This window comes from Acidobacteriota bacterium (assembly GCA_016700075.1).
Taxonomy (GTDB): Bacteria; Acidobacteriota; Blastocatellia; order Pyrinomonadales; family Pyrinomonadaceae; genus OLB17.
Genome location: CP065000.1, coordinates 393,472 through 408,904 on the forward strand (window position 1 = coordinate 393,472; position 15,433 = coordinate 408,904).

The window sequence follows — 15,433 nt, forward strand, 5'->3', positions numbered from 1 at the left end:
GGCAAAAGAAAAGGAGACGTGATGTTATTGGCTCGTTCAGATCAGCTATTTACTCTTTCAACTGCGAGAACCCCCGGAACCTGTTCGATCGCGCTGATCACCCGATCCAAATGCTTCTTGTCATGGACCTCGACTGTGACCTCGATCAGTCCCGTGTCATCGCGTGACACATTCGCACGGGCGTCGCGGATGCCGGTCTTGATCTCAGCAATGGCATTGGTAATCCCGGCGAGCATACCTGTTCGATTTTCGGTCGTGGCGAGCAGCTGAACAGCTTGTATGTGATCGTCCGTGGTCTTGGCCCAACTGACATCAACAATGCGGTCCTTGTTCACCATTAAATAGGACATATTCTTGCAACGCTTATTATGGACGACTATCCCTTTGTCTAGGGATATATAACCCACAATTTCTTCGCCGCGGAGAGGATTGCAGCACTTGGCACGGGTAATAAGCAAATTATCGACGCCGTTGACCACGATTGCATCATCCGGCATCCCAATGAACTTGCGGGCCGCCTTGACCGCTGACTTCAGCCGAGTCTCTTTTCTACCTTCGGGGTCCAGCTCCTTGAACTTTTCCGCGCCCAAATGTTTTGCGATCACGTTGCGCGGCAGGGTCTTACCGTAGCCGACCGAAGCGAATAGGTCATCGGGCCGGCTTAGTCCATAGTCGTTGGCGATTCGCTTGATCTCTGCCTCGTTATTCAGGAATTTCTTGACGGTCAAACGAAATCTTTCGGCCTCTTTTTCGAGCATCTTGCGGCCCAGCTCGATTGATTCCCGCCGCTGTTCCTGCGATATCCAATGCCGGATCCTGCTACGTGCGCGGGCCGTCTGAACAAAGTTAAGCCAGTCGCCCGAAGGCTTTGAATCCTTGGTAGTGAGGATCTCGACAACGTCCCCGTTGTGCAATTCACTGCGAAGAGGAACGATGCGGCCGTTCACCTTTGCACCTGTACAGGAATCGCCTATGTCCGAGTGAATGGTGTAGGCAAAATCTATCGGCGTCGCCCCACGCGGAAGCTGGATCACCTTGCCCTGCGGCGTAAATGTGTAAACATCCTTGGGATAAAGGTCGAGCTTCAGACTTTCTACAAAATCCTCTGAGTCGCTGGCCCTTTCCGAGTCTTCTACCAATGGCAGTAAGAGGCGTTCGACGGTCTTTCGAAGTTCGTCGAGATTCTCTTCCTCTTCGGCCGCGCCCAACTTCTTCTCTTTGTAACGCCAATGTGCAGCGACGCCCTCTTCCGCGATGTGATGCATTTCTTCTGTACGGATCTGAACCTCAAACGGTTGTCCGTTCTCGCCAATGACCGAGGTGTGCAGAGACCTGTACAGGTTGTCACGAGGAATTCCGATCCAATCCTTGAAACGTTCCGGGACCGGCGTCCACACGTCATGGATGACACTCATCGTAAGATAGCAATACTTTTTGTCGTTCGGCGTTATCACCCTGGCTGCGATCAGATCGTAAACCTGTTCTATACGGATCTTCTGCTTTTTCAGCTTTTTCCAAAGCGAATAGAGGCGCTTTACGCGGCCTTCGATGGCAACAAACGGTATATCGTTCTCACGAAGTTTTTCAGCGATGGTGGACTTTATCTTCTCAAGATTGGCTTCAAGTTCGGGACGCCGTGCATCTACTTGGCGAGCCAGACGGCGATATTCGTCAGGATACAGATTTTGAAACGCCAGATCCTCCAACTCACCGCGTATCTTACCCATGCCGAGCCGGTGTGCTATCGGAGCATATATATCCAATGTTTCCTGTGATATACGTTCCCGCTTTTCAGGTTTTAAGAACTGCATCGTCCGCATGTTGTGCAGACGGTCGGCCAATTTGATCAGCACCACGCGAACATCCGTGATCATGGCAAGAACCATTTTACGCACATTCTCAGCCTGCTGTTTCTCTTTCGGGAGATCGCTGATATTAGCGATCTTTGTAAGACCGTCGACCAGCAGAGCGACCTCGTCACCAAAGTACTCTTTGATCGTCTTGAGGTCGACCAGCGTGTCCTCGACGACATCATGCAAAAGGCCGGTCGAAACGCTGACGTCATCGAGCCGCATATCAGCCAGAATGTCGGACACTTCGAGTGGGTGAACAAGATAAGGTTCGCCGGACGCCCTCATCTGACCACGATGATGCAACGCGGAAAACAAATAGGCTCGACGGATCATCTCCGTATCGGCTCCCGGCCGATTGTGCTGAACCTTTTCTATGATGTCCTCGATCCGGATCATTTGGTCTGCCGCCGAAAAAAGAAGCGGCGCTCAATTAAATTGTAATTGAGCACCGCGTAAGTTGAAAAGAAATCTTCGCTATTGTTTCTGTTCTTCCGGCTTCTTGGTTTCAGCTGCTGCCGCTGCAACGCGTTCTTCGATCTCAGCCTGGATCTTTTTGACCACATCGCTGATCTCGAGGAATTTATCACGGGCCGCATCAGACTCCGTCTTCAGACGATCACGGTCTTCGTTGCGTCCATCCATTTCAGCTACCCTCATGGCCTGAACCATAAGGCTTGCTCTGTACGAACGAGCAGATTCGAATACTTTCAGAAGATCCTGTGCTTTCTTGAGATCGGCATCAGACATGCCCTTGATGTCGAGTGATTTTGCGTTCTTCACCTGATCGGGCTCTAGTGCCACTGCACGTTCAATGAGCTGTCGGCCTTCCTCAACGCATTTCTTAAGTTCTTCGAACTCTTCCGGCTTCTCAGGTTTTACGAACTGGAAAGCAGGTTTACCATCCTTGGTTATGGTCTTCTTTGTTTTATCCGTGTCCGTGATATCGTTGGCGCACGTGTTCTTTTTGGCGGACAATGAGGTCAGGGCCTCTGCTCGCTGTTCAGGAGCGATGTCGTTGTTGTTGGCACGAGCGGTCACCCATTTGAGCCAGTCATCACTACGCTGGAGGTTCTCGTAGAGACTGGCAATGGCTTTGTACGAACTCTGATCGCCCGGATTCATCGCTAGGGCCTTCTGGTACTCTGAGATAGCTTCTTCCGCTTTGGCGGTGTCAGATCGATTCCCGATGTACTCTGAATGCAATGTTCTAGCTAGGAAGACCTGTGCGGTCTGGCCTTCAAGATACTCACCGTTCGGGTCGCGTGCGATAGCCGCTCGGAAGAGTTCCTCAGCTTCTTTGAACTTACGGTCCTTGTAAGCCTTTGAACCGTCAACAAGGTTCTTACGCGCGAGGACGCGATTGTAATAGGAGCAATTCGCTCCGACCAAAACGGTTATTGTTAGTAAAACAAGAACCCCTAAACGAGAGAATCTCATCATTTGACTCCATTCATTGCCATCCGGCCCTCATTGTTCCGACAAACGTTGCAGGAACAGCCGGTAGACGGCATATCAATTTGCAAGATCGTCTATCTGTAAGCCGATAGGCGAGGCTCCGGCTACTTTTGCCGCGTCGATAACCTTCACCACATCACCATATCGCATCGACTTCGGCGACTTAATGAATATGGTCTTCTCAACCTCGTTTGTTCCTTCCCGGAAGACACCGTTATTGGTGCGGTCCTGAAAGATCGCTTTAAGGCGATTGCTAAGAGGTTCAGTATCCGTAATATTACCGAACGCCTCGTTGTTCAGCGTTATGCCGCCGGTCTCCCGATTCAGAGCGACAACAAGCGTAAGCGGATTAGGCTTAACATTTGCCTGCTGCTGCTCCGGTTTCGGTTCGGCCGGCACTTTCGCCTCAAATCGACTCGGCTTCATCGGCGTGATGACCATAAAGATGATCAGCAGCACTAGAAGAACGTCGATCAGCGGCGTCACATTAATATGTGGGGAAGCTCCTTCATTTCCGGAGCTCGGCATTGACATTCCCATAACTTCAATTGCGTCAATACCGCCGCAGAAACTGCGGCGGGACCTTTAATTCTGACCGTCGCCACCTTTTTTCTTATCCGCGACAAGGCCTATCTTATCGATGTCCTGTCGTCGAATCGTCTCGATGGCTTGAACCACACGTCCGTAATCAACATCCACTCCGCTCTTGATATACACGATGCGTTTGTCGGGCGTCCTGCCCTCCATTCGACGCTTGACCACATCGCCCATCGCATCCAACGGAAACTGCTCTTTACCAATGTAAAAATTGCTGTTGTCCGGGATGGCGATAACGACCGACGTGTCTTTCGCAATATCAGGGTCCTCATCAGGACTCATCATGTCGCGGGGCAGATTAACGGAGACACCCTGTTGTAGAAGTGGTGTGACGATCATAAAAATGATCAGCAGCACCAACATCACGTCCACCATTGGTGTCACGTTGATCTCGGAGTTATATTCCTCGGTTCCACCGATACTCATGCCCATAGCATTGTTCTCCTAAACTACTGACGAACTAACTTAACGGGCGCCTTTTGCACGCTGTCTGATGAAGTAATCGACGAGTTCCGATGCCGAGTTGTTCATTTCAACGCTAAAGCTTGTGACCTTATTCGTAAAGTAGTTGAAAAGCCACACACCCGGAATTGCAACGAGAATACCGAACGCTGTAGCGACAAGGGCCTCTGCGATAGCGCCGCCGACCGCACCGATACCGGCCGATTCGTTCACCGCCAAAGCCTGGAACGCACCGATGATACCGACGACGGTTCCGAACAGTCCGACGAACGGAGCGGTAGAACCGACGGTTGCGAGACCCGAAAGGCCGCGTTTGAGTTCGGCTGTCTTGACAGCAATTGCACGGTCAAGAGCACGCTTCGACGCTTCCATCTCGTCCGCGGTGATCTCTCCGCTGCCCTGATGAGCTGCGAATTCTTTCAGACCGCTCGAAACGACCATAGCGAGGTGCGAATCTTTATGCTTGTCGCTAATGTTGATCGCTTCCTCGATATTGCTGTTCTTAAGGGCCTGTGCGACCTTCGGTGCATACTGACGGGACTGTGCTTTCGCCTTGTTATAGGTAAGCCAGCGCTCAATACCAACAGCGATCAGGTAAACCGACTGGATAAGGAGGGTAATGATAACCCCCCAACCCGGGATCGTAAGGCTCTGTGCGATATCGTAGATACCGAAAGATACGCCCTCTCCGGCGAACATCAAAAATAAGCCCGAAAAGTCAGTTCCGATCAGGCTGCTAACAAAAGTCATGGTTTTTCCTCCAAAGAATTGAAAAAATATCTGCTACGATTGCAAAACTCTAATGCTTTCAAAACTACAGGGGCGGCAAATACCACCCCTGCGTGAAATGCCGCATTACGGCACAAAATTGTATGTGATGACACCTGAAACCTTGACCGGTTGTCCGGAGAGAAGTGTCGGGCTGAATCTGGCTCCGCGAGCCGCCGATGCGGCAGCTGCCTGAAGCAGCGGGTGGCCGCTTACGGCGTTAGCTGAAACAACGTTGCCATTCTCGTCGATCAAAACCTGCACGCTTACCGAACCGCCGGCACGGACAGCTTTTGCTGCCGGCGGATAGGCCGGCTTCGGCAGGCTGATGGCCTTACCGTTCAAAACTCCGCCTGAAACTGTTTTGGGGGCGGGTTTCGGGGTCGGCTTTGGCGGAGGCGGTGCATCGTCGTCATCATCGCGGCCGCGCGTAGACGTACCGGATCCGGTAGAAAGTCCTCCTGTACCGCCCGAATCGACAACACGAGCTACTCCCGGATCCACTCGGGCACCGGTGTCAGAATCTGATGTACCCAGCTTGGTGATGCGGTCAAGACGCATTTCTTTGACCTGGTTCTTGGTCGTACTGATAGTGTCCGGCGGTTTTACCGGCGACTGCATGATGTTCTGAATTAGTTCTTTTCGAACGTCAACATCAGGCTGCTTCTGTTCCTGAGGCTTCTTCTCCTCGGGCGGCGGCGGCTCTTCCTCGGCGACCGGGACCGGTGCGACCAGCGTCGTCAGCTCAAGGCCGTCACTGACACCACTGAAGTCCTTTCCGAAAAGACTTGCGGTCCATGAAGCGAGCAATACTGAAACTGCGATGATGAACGTCACGAGGACGAATTCGCCGCGTCTCTTATTAACGCTGGAGTTGTCTCTAGATTCTACTAATTGGTCAAGCATTTCTTACTACCTCACTTAACTATCGGTGCCAAACCGGGTCAAAAACCACTTGGTCGTTTTTGTCTGAACGGCCGCCCGAATTCCCTCGGACTTGAACCGTAATACAAAAGAATTCACCCGCACCTCTCCTCAACGAATTAGGACAAAGCAGAGTGAAATCATCTATTGACCAACAACAATCGAAGTCTAAAAGGTTGATATCCGAAAGTCAAGATAAAACAAGACCTTTTTACTGATTTCGGCGCCGAAGTAATCAATAGATAAAGCTATCGAGTTACCGGCCGCCGTGTAACCGAACGCCTGGAACTCGAAGCCAGTTTTGTTCCCTCTTCTTGCGGCGAAAGAACGTCCTTCACTTCAGCTACGCCGATCTTCCCCTGCCACCAAATCGCGATCGGACTCGCGATGGCGATCGTCGAATATGTTCCCGCAATTGCTCCGACAAACAACGCTAACGAAAAACTCCTCAGGACCTCTCCGCCGAACAGCACTAGAGCAAGTACCGCCAACGTCGTCAGTCCGTTTGTCACGATAGTTCGCGACATTGTCTGATTGATCGACTGATTCGTTAACGAATAAAGCGACTCGGTTCTGTGCAGCGTAAGGTTCTCGCGAATACGGTCGAAGATAACGATACTGTCATTGACCGAGAAGCCGACCAGCGTCAGCATGGCCGCGAGAACGGTCAAATTTACTTCCCATTGGAAGATCGAGAAAAAGGCAAGCGTAACCAGCACATCGTGGAAAACCGCCACGACTGCTCCGCCTGCATAGGTCCAGTCATATCGGAAGGCTATGAAAAGCAAAATACCGACCATGCCGAGAAGCGTCGCCAAAACAGCCGCATCTCTTAGCTGGGCCCCGGCCACAGGACCGACAGAGTCCGTGCCCACGATCTTGTATGCCGCCTCCGCGTCCTGATCCAAAGGCATCTCTGCAGACGCTTCGCGACCGAACGAATCAAGTGCCCGCTTCACAGCTGCGCGGCCGACCTCAACTTGCGTTCCGGTTGTAGGGGCTTGCGGCTCGGCAGCCCCGCCTTCGCCCTCTGTTTGAGCTGCCGGAAGTTCCTTGCCTTCGATTATCGGTATCTTGATCAGCTTCTCATCGACTTTGTCAGTAGAATCCTGGATCACCGCATCGCCGATACCAACGTTGTTCAAAGCAGCGCGAACCGCATCGGCGGTCGGCTTCTCCTTGAACTTGACCGTGATGACCGTTCCGCCCTGAAAATCGACGCCGAGATTAAAAGCATCGGTACCGCCGGGAGTGATCTGGCGGCCAACGGCGGACACCATTCCCGCGATCAAGACAATTATCGATATAACGACGAATACCTTTCGCCATCCCATCCAATCGATATTGAGGTTAGTAAAAAACTGAAACATTTCTTTCTTTCGAAACCCTGTTAGCTCTGTCGGCCTAGATGCTCAACTTCTTCATTTCCGGATTGCGTTCGAGCAGCCACATAAAGATCGTCCTCGAAACGAATACAGCCGTGAACAGGTTGATCAACAGCGCCAGGATAAGGGTTACCGCAAATCCGCGTATCGGGCCTGAACCGTACATATAAAGGATCACGCCCGCGATGATCGTCGTTACGTTCGAGTCGACAATTGTAATGAACGCCCGGTCAAAACCGTTCTTTATCGCCTTCGGTATCTCACGCCCGTCGCGGATCTCTTCACGCATACGCTCAAATATAAGCACGTTCGCGTCGACCGCCATGCCGATACCCAGAATGAAACCTGCGATACCCGGAAGGGTCAGCGTAGAATCCATCGTGATCAACGCCGCCGCGGTTAGGATCATATTCAAAAGCAGGGCTATCACCGCATTGATACCCGAGCCGCGGTAATAAAACAGCATGAAAATGATGATGAAGACCAACCCCGCCAACGATGCGGAAACACCCGCACGTATAGAGTCAGCGCCGAGGCTCGGGCCGACGGTTCTCTCTTCCTGATATTCGATCTTTGCGGGCAACGCACCCGATTTTAGGGTGAGTGCGAGGTCTTCAGCAGATTGCTTCGTAAAACGTCCGGTGATCTGCCCTTGGTCAAAGATCTGCGAGCGAATGTATGCCGCAGATTTGACCTCATCATTTAGAACAACGGCCATATAGTTTCCGATATTCTTACCGGTCCAATCACCAAATTTCTGTGCACCCGCGGGCTTCAAAGAGAATGAGATCTCGAAGTCCCTGTCGCTCCCCGTACGCGATGTTGCAGCGGCGTCACGAAGTTCGCTGCCGTCAACGATCGCCGGATATTCGACCACCACATAGGATTTTGGTCTATTCGGGTCCGGCGTGGCCGAGGCTCCCGCCGTAGGCTCGTCGCGTTCCGAATAAGGGAAAATCTTTCTATTAGGAGGAACCGTCCCGCCCAGAGATTGTCGAGCAGCATCCTCGGTCGGATATGTCTGAACGGGCGAAGGATTCGGAGGGCTGACGATCTTCATCAGCGTCAGATTTGACTCGGCACCGATCAGGTTCTTTACACGCTCCGGGTCATCGACTCCCGGCATCTGCAAAAGGATCTGGCCCGCACTTTCAGCACCATGCTTCTGCAGCGTAGGCTCCTTCACACCGAATGCGTTGATCCGGCTTTCGATGATCTTAAGTGCCTGATCCACGGCCTGACGCTTTAGCAGTTCCTGCATCTGAACCGGGAGCGACCAGCTGATAGTGTTGCCGTCGATAGACTCGGTCCAATTGAAGAAATCGACCTTTTTCTTGATCTCTTCCGCGGTTGCATTTGCCTGCGAAGGGTCAGAAAGTACAATGTCAACTTGATAGTTGCCGGGTTCTGCGGTGACACGGTTCTCCGTGGCGGGCATTTTCGCGTCCTGTGCCGCCGTTAAAGCGGCCTGAGCGTTGTTTTCCGTAAGAGTCTTAAGGTACTCATCCGTCTTAACACGCATCACAAGATGCGAACCGCCCTTCAGGTCGAGCCCGAGGTTGATATTCTCAGAAAGGTTTTTCTTTATTCCTTCCCAAGAGAAATCTGCCGCCGTCGGCGAATGCCGAGGCCCGAAGACCACATAGATGCCCACTAAGGCGACCACAACAATGATCGCCGTTCTGATCAACAAACCCGTATTTTTCATTTACTTACTGCAGCGGACAAATGGTTTACGGCTTCTTGCCGACGACCGCGCTTTTGCCCACCTCCAGAAAAGATTTCTCAGCGCTCTGAATGATGAAGCTCGTATCTTTGATCTCTTTTATCTTGCCGATTATTCCGCCGTTGGTAACGATCTCGTCATTTATCGCAAGATTATTGATCAGCTCCTGAAGCTGCTGTTTCTGCTTCTTCTGAGGAAGAATGACCAAAAAGTAAAAGATACCAAAAATGAAGACGAATGGCAGCAGAGTCCATATCAGACTTCCGCCGCCGGCTTCTTGAAAAAACAATAGATACATCATCAATTAACGCCAAATAAAGACAAAAACGAAATCATATACATTTACAGAACGTTAATCAAACGCCATTTACATCGATTTCACTCATTGCCCCGATAGTGTCCGCGGCAAATGCAGAAAATCTGCCATCGCGGATCGCTTGCCGGGCTGCCCGCATCAGCGATGCATAAAAATACAGATTGTGATGCGAGATGAGAGTTGCGGCGGCCATTTCTCCGGCTTGGTAAAGATGCCGCAGAAAACCGCACGTATGCCGCCGGCATACCGAGCAACCGCAATCAGGATCCAGCGGCGAGTCGTCCAGTGCGAATTTAGCGTTGCGTATATTGAGCTTTCCCCTCGAAGTAAACGCAGAACCCGTCCTTCCGTTTCGTGTTGGAATTACGCAATCGAACATATCCACGCCGTGCCCGATCGCGGTGAGCATATCTTCCGGCGTACCAACACCCATCAAATAACGCGGCGATTCGGTGGGCATTAGGGGTGCGGTGTGGGCCAGTACGTCATACATCACACTCTTTTCCTCTCCAACGCTCAATCCGCCGATCGCGTACCCGTCGAAACCGACCTCGACAGTTTTCTCCAAACTCTCGCTGCGAAGATCCAAATGCCCTGCACCCTGGATTATCCCGAAAAGAGCCTGCGTTCCCGAAAGGCCTTCAGAAGCAAGAAAACCCGTATCCTGACCCGCACCCTGCAGTTCGTCAAATTTGTCCTTAGACCGTCTGGCCCAACGCGCGGTAAGTTCGAGGCTTGTCCGTGTAGCCTCGTGCCCGGCGTCGCCCGGAGGACATTCGTCAAACGCCATGACGATCTCCGATCCAAGCGCAGCCTGAATTTCCATCGAGACTTCGGGAGAGATAAAGCACGGGCTCCCGTCCAGGTGCGAACTGAATTTGACACCTTCTTCGGTCAGCTTACGGCGTTCACTGAGCGAGAATACTTGGAAGCCGCCTGAATCCGTCAGGATCGAACGCTCCCAAGAGCTGAACCGATGCAACCCTCCAAAATGCCGTATTGTTTCGGCACCGGGTCGAAGAAAAAGATGATATGTATTGCCGAGAATTATGCGGGCGTCTATCTCATTCTCGAGCCATTCGAATCGAACGCCCTTTACAGAAGCTTGCGTGCCCACCGGCATGAAAACCGGCGTATCGATGACGCTGCGGCGGGTCCTGAGCGTGCCCGCCCGAGCATTGCCGTCTGTCGCGGCAATAGAGAATTCGATCGGTCTCGCGGTCATTTACGCCTGCCGAGAAGTGCCCAAATGTCTGGCGCGCCGATCGCGGTTTCGGTCGCAAAACGTGAATCTTCGTCCAGCAGCACAGCTGACGGCGTGCCGTACATGCCGAATTCGCCCGCCGTTTCGTGTCCGGGATCGATAACTACCGGCGACGACAAACCGAGCATCTTGTGGGCTTCTTCATCGCCGTCCGAAAATACGATCAGCTGCGGATCCGCATCCGTGCGGTTCGCATCCCAGTCACGCAATGCCGGCAGCATGTTCTCGCAATGCGGACACGTCATGCTCCAAAATGCGACGAGAGTACGCTTACCGCTCAGGAAGTCGTTGTTTATCACGCGGCCGCTGATATCCTTGACGGCGAAATTCGGCGCATTCTCACCAACACGGAGCATGTGGGAATCGCGCGTGCCGTTCACAAAATACGCGTAAGGGCCACTTGGGTCGTTCGACGCGATCTGTTCTATCAATTCGCGTATCGCCTGATCTCCGGCCGCAGGATGGCTCAAAACTCGCCCGTCAGAGCTGACAATGACAGCGGTCGGCGTCCACTTTGCCTTCAGGACGTCAGAAACTTCTCTGCCATTCTGCAGAATAATGGTACCTGCAAATTCGCCGAACTTAGCGGCATTTTCCTTCTTTTCCCCCGAGCTGATGAAAACAAGCCGGATCTTGCCGGCAAGTCTTCTCTCCCAATCAGGAATATCGGGAATGAGCTGAGCGCATGGTGTACAATTCGGGCTCACGTAGAGAAAAAGGATCGGAACGCCGCCGGCAAGAAGTCCGTCGAGTGTTATCTTTTCGCCGTTAAGGTCTTTCGCTTCAAAATCCGCAATGTGGCCTCCTATGGGCAGGCCTTCATGCGGATGCCCTGCCTCGTCGCGTTCTACCTCGCCGCCATCTCGGGCGACAAGTTCCATTACCTCGATACGGCGGACAATGTCATCCTGGCGTTTGAGTATGCGGACCAGTGTTTGAAAAGACGCAAATAAAAGAGCTGTCAGTACGAGCCCTATGACAACGGGAAAGGCGTCGTCACGTCCGGAAACAAGTGGTGTTCCCTGCTCGGCTGCACCTCGTGATATCAGAAAGGCCGAGAACAGAATTAGACTTATGTTCCGAAATACGGTGGAGTTGCTGACGGGAGTGCTCGTAACTTGGCCGAAACAATGACAGTCCGGATTGCGGCCCTTCGCCATCTGATATAACATCGCGACCGTGAACAGAGCCAACAAGGCGGCTGATGCGATCGCGCCGTACCACGAGGTCGAGATAAACAATAAAGCGACTGCAATACCGATCTCCGCGAGCGGCAGCAGAAACGCCGCCGCCGGCACCAACGTTCCCGGCACACCAAAATCACGAAGAGCTTTTTCAGTGCCCTGTCGGTCAAGAGCTTTTGCAAGTCCCGCGACACCAATAACGCCTGCAAGACCGAGCCTAATTACGAGGAGAACTATTTCCATTTCAAAAACTTTAGACTGAAAACAATGTTATAAAACGCCCGCCTTAAAAGACAAACGCGGGCGCGTCAGGACCTCTTTTTCTTTGATTTGTGCCGCTCGACAAGTCGGATCGGCGTTGCGAAAAAGCCGAATTGCTCCCGCAGTCGATTTTCGATATACCGCGTGTACGAAAAATGCAGCCCCGGCTTCCCGCCTGACGTAAAAATAATGAAAAGCGGCGGCCGAATTCCTGCCTGCGCTATGAACTGCACCCGAAGGCGTGAAAGGCCGCCTTTAACAGGCGATGGCGTAGCACCGCCTTTGGGCTGCGCGATCTCATTTTCGAAGAACCGATTCAGCACAGAGGTTTGGATCCGCTGATTTCTTGCCTTGTATGCCTCAGCCACCATCGGCAATATTTTTGAAACTCTCTGTCCCAGGAGAGCAGATATCGAGATTATCGGAGCCCAATCCAGAAACTTCATGTTCCGACGGATCTCGCGTTCAAACTCGTAAATGGTATTCGTTTCTTTCTCTTCAACAGCATCCCACTTATTCACGGCAATGATCACAGAACAACCAGAATCGACAGCGTAACCCGCGATATTGGCGTCCAGACTTGTAACGCCCTCGACCGCGTCGATGACGAGGATCGCTACATCAGCCCGTTCGAGCGATTTTCGCGCCATGATCACAGACAGTTTTTCCGCCATCTCTGTGGTCTTTCCCTTTCGGCGGATACCGGCAGTATCGATAAGCAGATATTTTTGCCCTTCGACCTCGAGTTCGGTGTCGATCGCATCGCGGGTTGTTCCGGCTATCGGGGACACGATAACGCGGTCTTCACCAAGGATCTTGTTGAGAAGCGAAGATTTTCCGACATTCGGACGCCCGATGATCGCTAGGCTGATGACGCCGTCGTCCTTTTCCGCTTCTTCGGCTTCTACGATATCGCTGTCTTCGTCTTTGCGAAGAGCATCGAGAACCTTATCCAACAGGTCTCCAATGCCGTTGCCGTGCTCAGCTGAGACAGGAGTTATTTCAAAACCAAAACGGTAGAATTCCGCCGCGTCTGCTTCGACCTTTGACGACTCAGCCTTGTTCGCGGCGACAAAGACGGGCTTTCCGGTATTTCTCAGCAATACGGAGAGTTCTTCGTCAAGCGGAATCGCTCCTGATCGGGCATCTACGACCCAAATGATCGCCGCGGCCTCGTTGATAGCATTGGACGCCTGTTTGAAAATATTCGCGGGGATGATCGCTTCATCGTCCGGCACGATCCCGCCTGTATCCACAAGCCGAAAACCGCCGTCCCGCCACTCGACATCACCATACATGCGGTCACGCGTAATTCCCGGTTCATCGCCGACAATGGCCTTACGCGAGCCCGTCAAACGATTGAACAGCGTGGATTTACCGACATTAGGCCGGCCGATAATGGCAACAAGCGGCTGCTTCATCCTCTAAAGGATAATAGAACCGGCCGGTTTGTGCATCCGGAAGACTGAATGCGTCTAATTTTTTTCGAAAGTGTAATTGATGCGGACGTTAAGTGAACGGTCGCCGAATTCCGGACGCACATCGCTCGCCTTCATTCTGAGCGAGCCGCCGTTCTGAACCGGAACATTGAAAGACAGGTTATCGAGGCGCAGAATTTCGATCGGATTCAATCGACGGTCGATCGATGACTGCAGCATTCGGGCCACCATCGTCCCGCCGACGCCTTCTGTTCCGTCCAGAACAACATTGGAAACTGTAATGCGGCCAATCAGTCTTCCTGCGTTGCGTTCGAATTCAAAAGCGAGATTCGATTCTGCCCAACCTGCGAACTCCAGACAACCGACTAGCGGAGCACGGTAACTGCCGGAAAACGCCAACGGAACGTACACTTGACCGCCGCGAAAACGCACTGCGGTCCGCACGCCGCTGTTCTCGCGAAGGATTCTTATCGACTCGCCGCATGAACCGTCGCGAGTTGCGGCAGAATTAGTAAAGCCAAAAAAACGGGAATTCGCCGCCTCATTTGGAATACCATCCACAGCCGCTATTGAGAACTGCGGCGGCTCGAAATTGGTAAAGACCGCGTTCAGGAACGAATCAAAGAAATCCTCATTCAAGGTTATCCACACGGGGGCTTGTTGTGCAGAAACGTTTCCCGCAAACAATAGAACGATGACGGCAATTAATGAGGTGGTTTTGAACATTTCGGCCCAGAGTCTGATGAAGGAAATCTCAGCTTGGTTGTGTGATCGTTAAAGGCCTGCCTTGACGATGTCGTGCAGGCGAATGATTCCCATGCAGATGTTTTCATTGTCGACGACCGGAAGGACCGATATTTGCGAAGGGCGATCCTCCATTACCTTCAACGCATCGAATGCCAGCATTTCAGACGACGCTGTGATCGGCGAATCGGTCATCATGTCAGAGGCTTTCAGGCCGCCTAGCCCTTTGTCACCGCTGCGTTCGATCGCCCGGCGAAGGTCGCCGTCAGTAACAATTCCGACAAGTTTGCCGTCATCAGAAACCACATTTACGGCGCCGAGCGCGTGATCCGAGATAGCCCGGACAACCTCCAGCCAGCCTGTTTCCAACCCAACATTCGGACTCTGATGCATCAGATCTGCGACCCGAAGTGTCAGACGTTTGCCGAGCCTTCCTGCGGGATGATTTGCAGCGAAATCTTCAGGCGTGAGGCCGCGTGCCCTCATCAGCGTCATCGCGAGGGCGTCGCCGATAGCAAGAGCGACCGTTGTTGACGCGGTTGGTGCGAGGTTCAAGGGACACGCTTCTTCGCTGACGACCGCGTCCAGGACAATGTCCGCGGATCGGGCAAGCGTAGAATCCATATTCCCGACGATCGCAATAAGTTCGGAACCGCGTCGTTTCAATGCAGGGAGCAACGCCAGCAACTCCTCCGTCTCGCCCGAATTGCTGAGTGCGACCACGACATCGTCCGTTGCCACGACGCCGAGCCCGCCGTGCAATGCGTCAGAAGGATGTACATATACCGACATCGTGCCGGTGCTGGTCAGCGTTTGGGCGATCTTGTCTGCGATAATTCCCGATTTGCCGACTCCGGTCACAATGACCTTGCCATGGCACTTAAGGATCGCTTCGAGTGCGGCCAAGATAGAAGCCGCATCGAGCCGGCCGCGAACGAGTTCGATCGCTTCCGCCTCGATGCGAAGTATCTCGGCAAATTCCTGCACGTGCGTTCGCTCGTCAAATGTTCTTGATGCCGCGGGCTCGTTCATCGTCGAACATTCTAACACACGCT

At 52.7% G+C, this 15,433-nt stretch carries 14 protein-coding genes; all 14 read right to left on the reverse strand.

Going from position 1 to position 15,433, the window contains the following annotated elements:
• Positions 1-41: 41 nt before the first annotated feature.
• A complete protein-coding gene (locus tag IPM50_01875; protein ID QQS33354.1) occupies positions 42-2,249 on the reverse strand; it encodes a bifunctional (p)ppGpp synthetase/guanosine-3',5'-bis(diphosphate) 3'-pyrophosphohydrolase in 2,208 nt (735 codons plus the stop codon).
• Between the two features lie 78 nt (positions 2,250-2,327).
• Positions 2,328-3,293 (reverse strand): hypothetical protein, encoded by a 966-nt coding sequence (locus IPM50_01880; protein ID QQS33355.1) that lies wholly within the window; start codon positions 3,291-3,293, stop codon positions 2,328-2,330.
• A 72-nt stretch (positions 3,294-3,365) separates the two neighbouring features.
• Complete coding sequence (locus IPM50_01885) at positions 3,366-3,848, reverse strand: biopolymer transporter ExbD (protein ID QQS33356.1); 483 nt, start codon at positions 3,846-3,848, stop codon at positions 3,366-3,368.
• A gap of 45 nt (positions 3,849-3,893) precedes the next feature.
• Positions 3,894-4,331, reverse strand: coding sequence for a biopolymer transporter ExbD (locus IPM50_01890; protein ID QQS33357.1), 438 nt, complete (start codon positions 4,329-4,331; stop codon positions 3,894-3,896).
• Between the two features lie 39 nt (positions 4,332-4,370).
• Entirely contained in the window at positions 4,371-5,117 is a 747-nt protein-coding gene (locus tag IPM50_01895) for a MotA/TolQ/ExbB proton channel family protein (GenBank protein ID QQS33358.1), read from the reverse strand.
• 105 nt (positions 5,118-5,222) lie between these two features.
• Positions 5,223-6,041, reverse strand: coding sequence for a TonB family protein (locus IPM50_01900; GenBank protein ID QQS33359.1), 819 nt, complete (start codon positions 6,039-6,041; stop codon positions 5,223-5,225).
• Between the two features lie 266 nt (positions 6,042-6,307).
• The gene (secF, locus tag IPM50_01905) at positions 6,308-7,429 is read right to left on the reverse strand and encodes a protein translocase subunit SecF (protein QQS33360.1); all 1,122 of its coding nucleotides are present in this window, start codon (positions 7,427-7,429) and stop codon (positions 6,308-6,310) included.
• A 34-nt stretch (positions 7,430-7,463) separates the two neighbouring features.
• Entirely contained in the window at positions 7,464-9,152 is a 1,689-nt protein-coding gene (gene secD, locus IPM50_01910) for a protein translocase subunit SecD (GenBank protein QQS33361.1), read from the reverse strand.
• 25 nt (positions 9,153-9,177) lie between these two features.
• The gene (yajC, locus tag IPM50_01915) at positions 9,178-9,468 is read right to left on the reverse strand and encodes a preprotein translocase subunit YajC (protein QQS34435.1); all 291 of its coding nucleotides are present in this window, start codon (positions 9,466-9,468) and stop codon (positions 9,178-9,180) included.
• A gap of 58 nt (positions 9,469-9,526) precedes the next feature.
• Positions 9,527-10,711, reverse strand: a complete 1,185-nt coding sequence (gene tgt, locus IPM50_01920; protein QQS33362.1) for a tRNA guanosine(34) transglycosylase Tgt — start codon at positions 10,709-10,711, stop codon at positions 9,527-9,529.
• Positions 10,708-12,177 (reverse strand): redoxin domain-containing protein, encoded by a 1,470-nt coding sequence (locus IPM50_01925; GenBank protein ID QQS33363.1) that lies wholly within the window; start codon positions 12,175-12,177, stop codon positions 10,708-10,710. The genes tgt and IPM50_01925 overlap by 4 nt, the downstream gene beginning before the upstream one ends.
• Before the next feature lie 65 nt (positions 12,178-12,242).
• Entirely contained in the window at positions 12,243-13,616 is a 1,374-nt protein-coding gene (gene der, locus IPM50_01930) for a ribosome biogenesis GTPase Der (protein QQS33364.1), read from the reverse strand.
• Between the two features lie 54 nt (positions 13,617-13,670).
• A complete protein-coding gene (locus IPM50_01935; GenBank protein ID QQS33365.1) occupies positions 13,671-14,360 on the reverse strand; it encodes a hypothetical protein in 690 nt (229 codons plus the stop codon).
• 48 nt (positions 14,361-14,408) lie between these two features.
• Positions 14,409-15,410: a KpsF/GutQ family sugar-phosphate isomerase gene (locus tag IPM50_01940; GenBank protein QQS33366.1), complete on the reverse strand. Its 1,002-nt coding sequence runs from the start codon at positions 15,408-15,410 to the stop codon at positions 14,409-14,411.
• Positions 15,411-15,433 lie beyond the last annotated feature (23 nt).

Bases quoted from the DNA above. Each gene is read 5' to 3' on its own strand.
- IPM50_01875 (QQS33354.1), bottom strand. From the start codon at position 2,249: ATGATCCGGATCGAGGACATCATAGAAAAGGTTCAGCACAATCGGCCG.
- IPM50_01880 (QQS33355.1), bottom strand. From the start codon at position 3,293: ATGATGAGATTCTCTCGTTTAGGGGTTCTTGTTTTACTAACAATAACC.
- IPM50_01885 (QQS33356.1), bottom strand. From the start codon at position 3,848: ATGGGAATGTCAATGCCGAGCTCCGGAAATGAAGGAGCTTCCCCACAT.
- IPM50_01890 (QQS33357.1), bottom strand. From the start codon at position 4,331: ATGAGTATCGGTGGAACCGAGGAATATAACTCCGAGATCAACGTGACA.
- IPM50_01895 (QQS33358.1), bottom strand. From the start codon at position 5,117: ATGACTTTTGTTAGCAGCCTGATCGGAACTGACTTTTCGGGCTTATTT.
- IPM50_01900 (QQS33359.1), bottom strand. From the start codon at position 6,041: ATGCTTGACCAATTAGTAGAATCTAGAGACAACTCCAGCGTTAATAAG.
- secF (QQS33360.1), bottom strand. From the start codon at position 7,429: ATGTTTCAGTTTTTTACTAACCTCAATATCGATTGGATGGGATGGCGA.
- secD (QQS33361.1), bottom strand. From the start codon at position 9,152: ATGAAAAATACGGGTTTGTTGATCAGAACGGCGATCATTGTTGTGGTC.
- yajC (QQS34435.1), bottom strand. From the start codon at position 9,468: ATGTATCTATTGTTTTTTCAAGAAGCCGGCGGCGGAAGTCTGATATGG.
- tgt (QQS33362.1), bottom strand. From the start codon at position 10,711: ATGACCGCGAGACCGATCGAATTCTCTATTGCCGCGACAGACGGCAAT.
- IPM50_01925 (QQS33363.1), bottom strand. From the start codon at position 12,177: ATGGAAATAGTTCTCCTCGTAATTAGGCTCGGTCTTGCAGGCGTTATT.
- der (QQS33364.1), bottom strand. From the start codon at position 13,616: ATGAAGCAGCCGCTTGTTGCCATTATCGGCCGGCCTAATGTCGGTAAA.
- IPM50_01935 (QQS33365.1), bottom strand. From the start codon at position 14,360: ATGTTCAAAACCACCTCATTAATTGCCGTCATCGTTCTATTGTTTGCG.
- IPM50_01940 (QQS33366.1), bottom strand. From the start codon at position 15,410: ATGAACGAGCCCGCGGCATCAAGAACATTTGACGAGCGAACGCACGTG.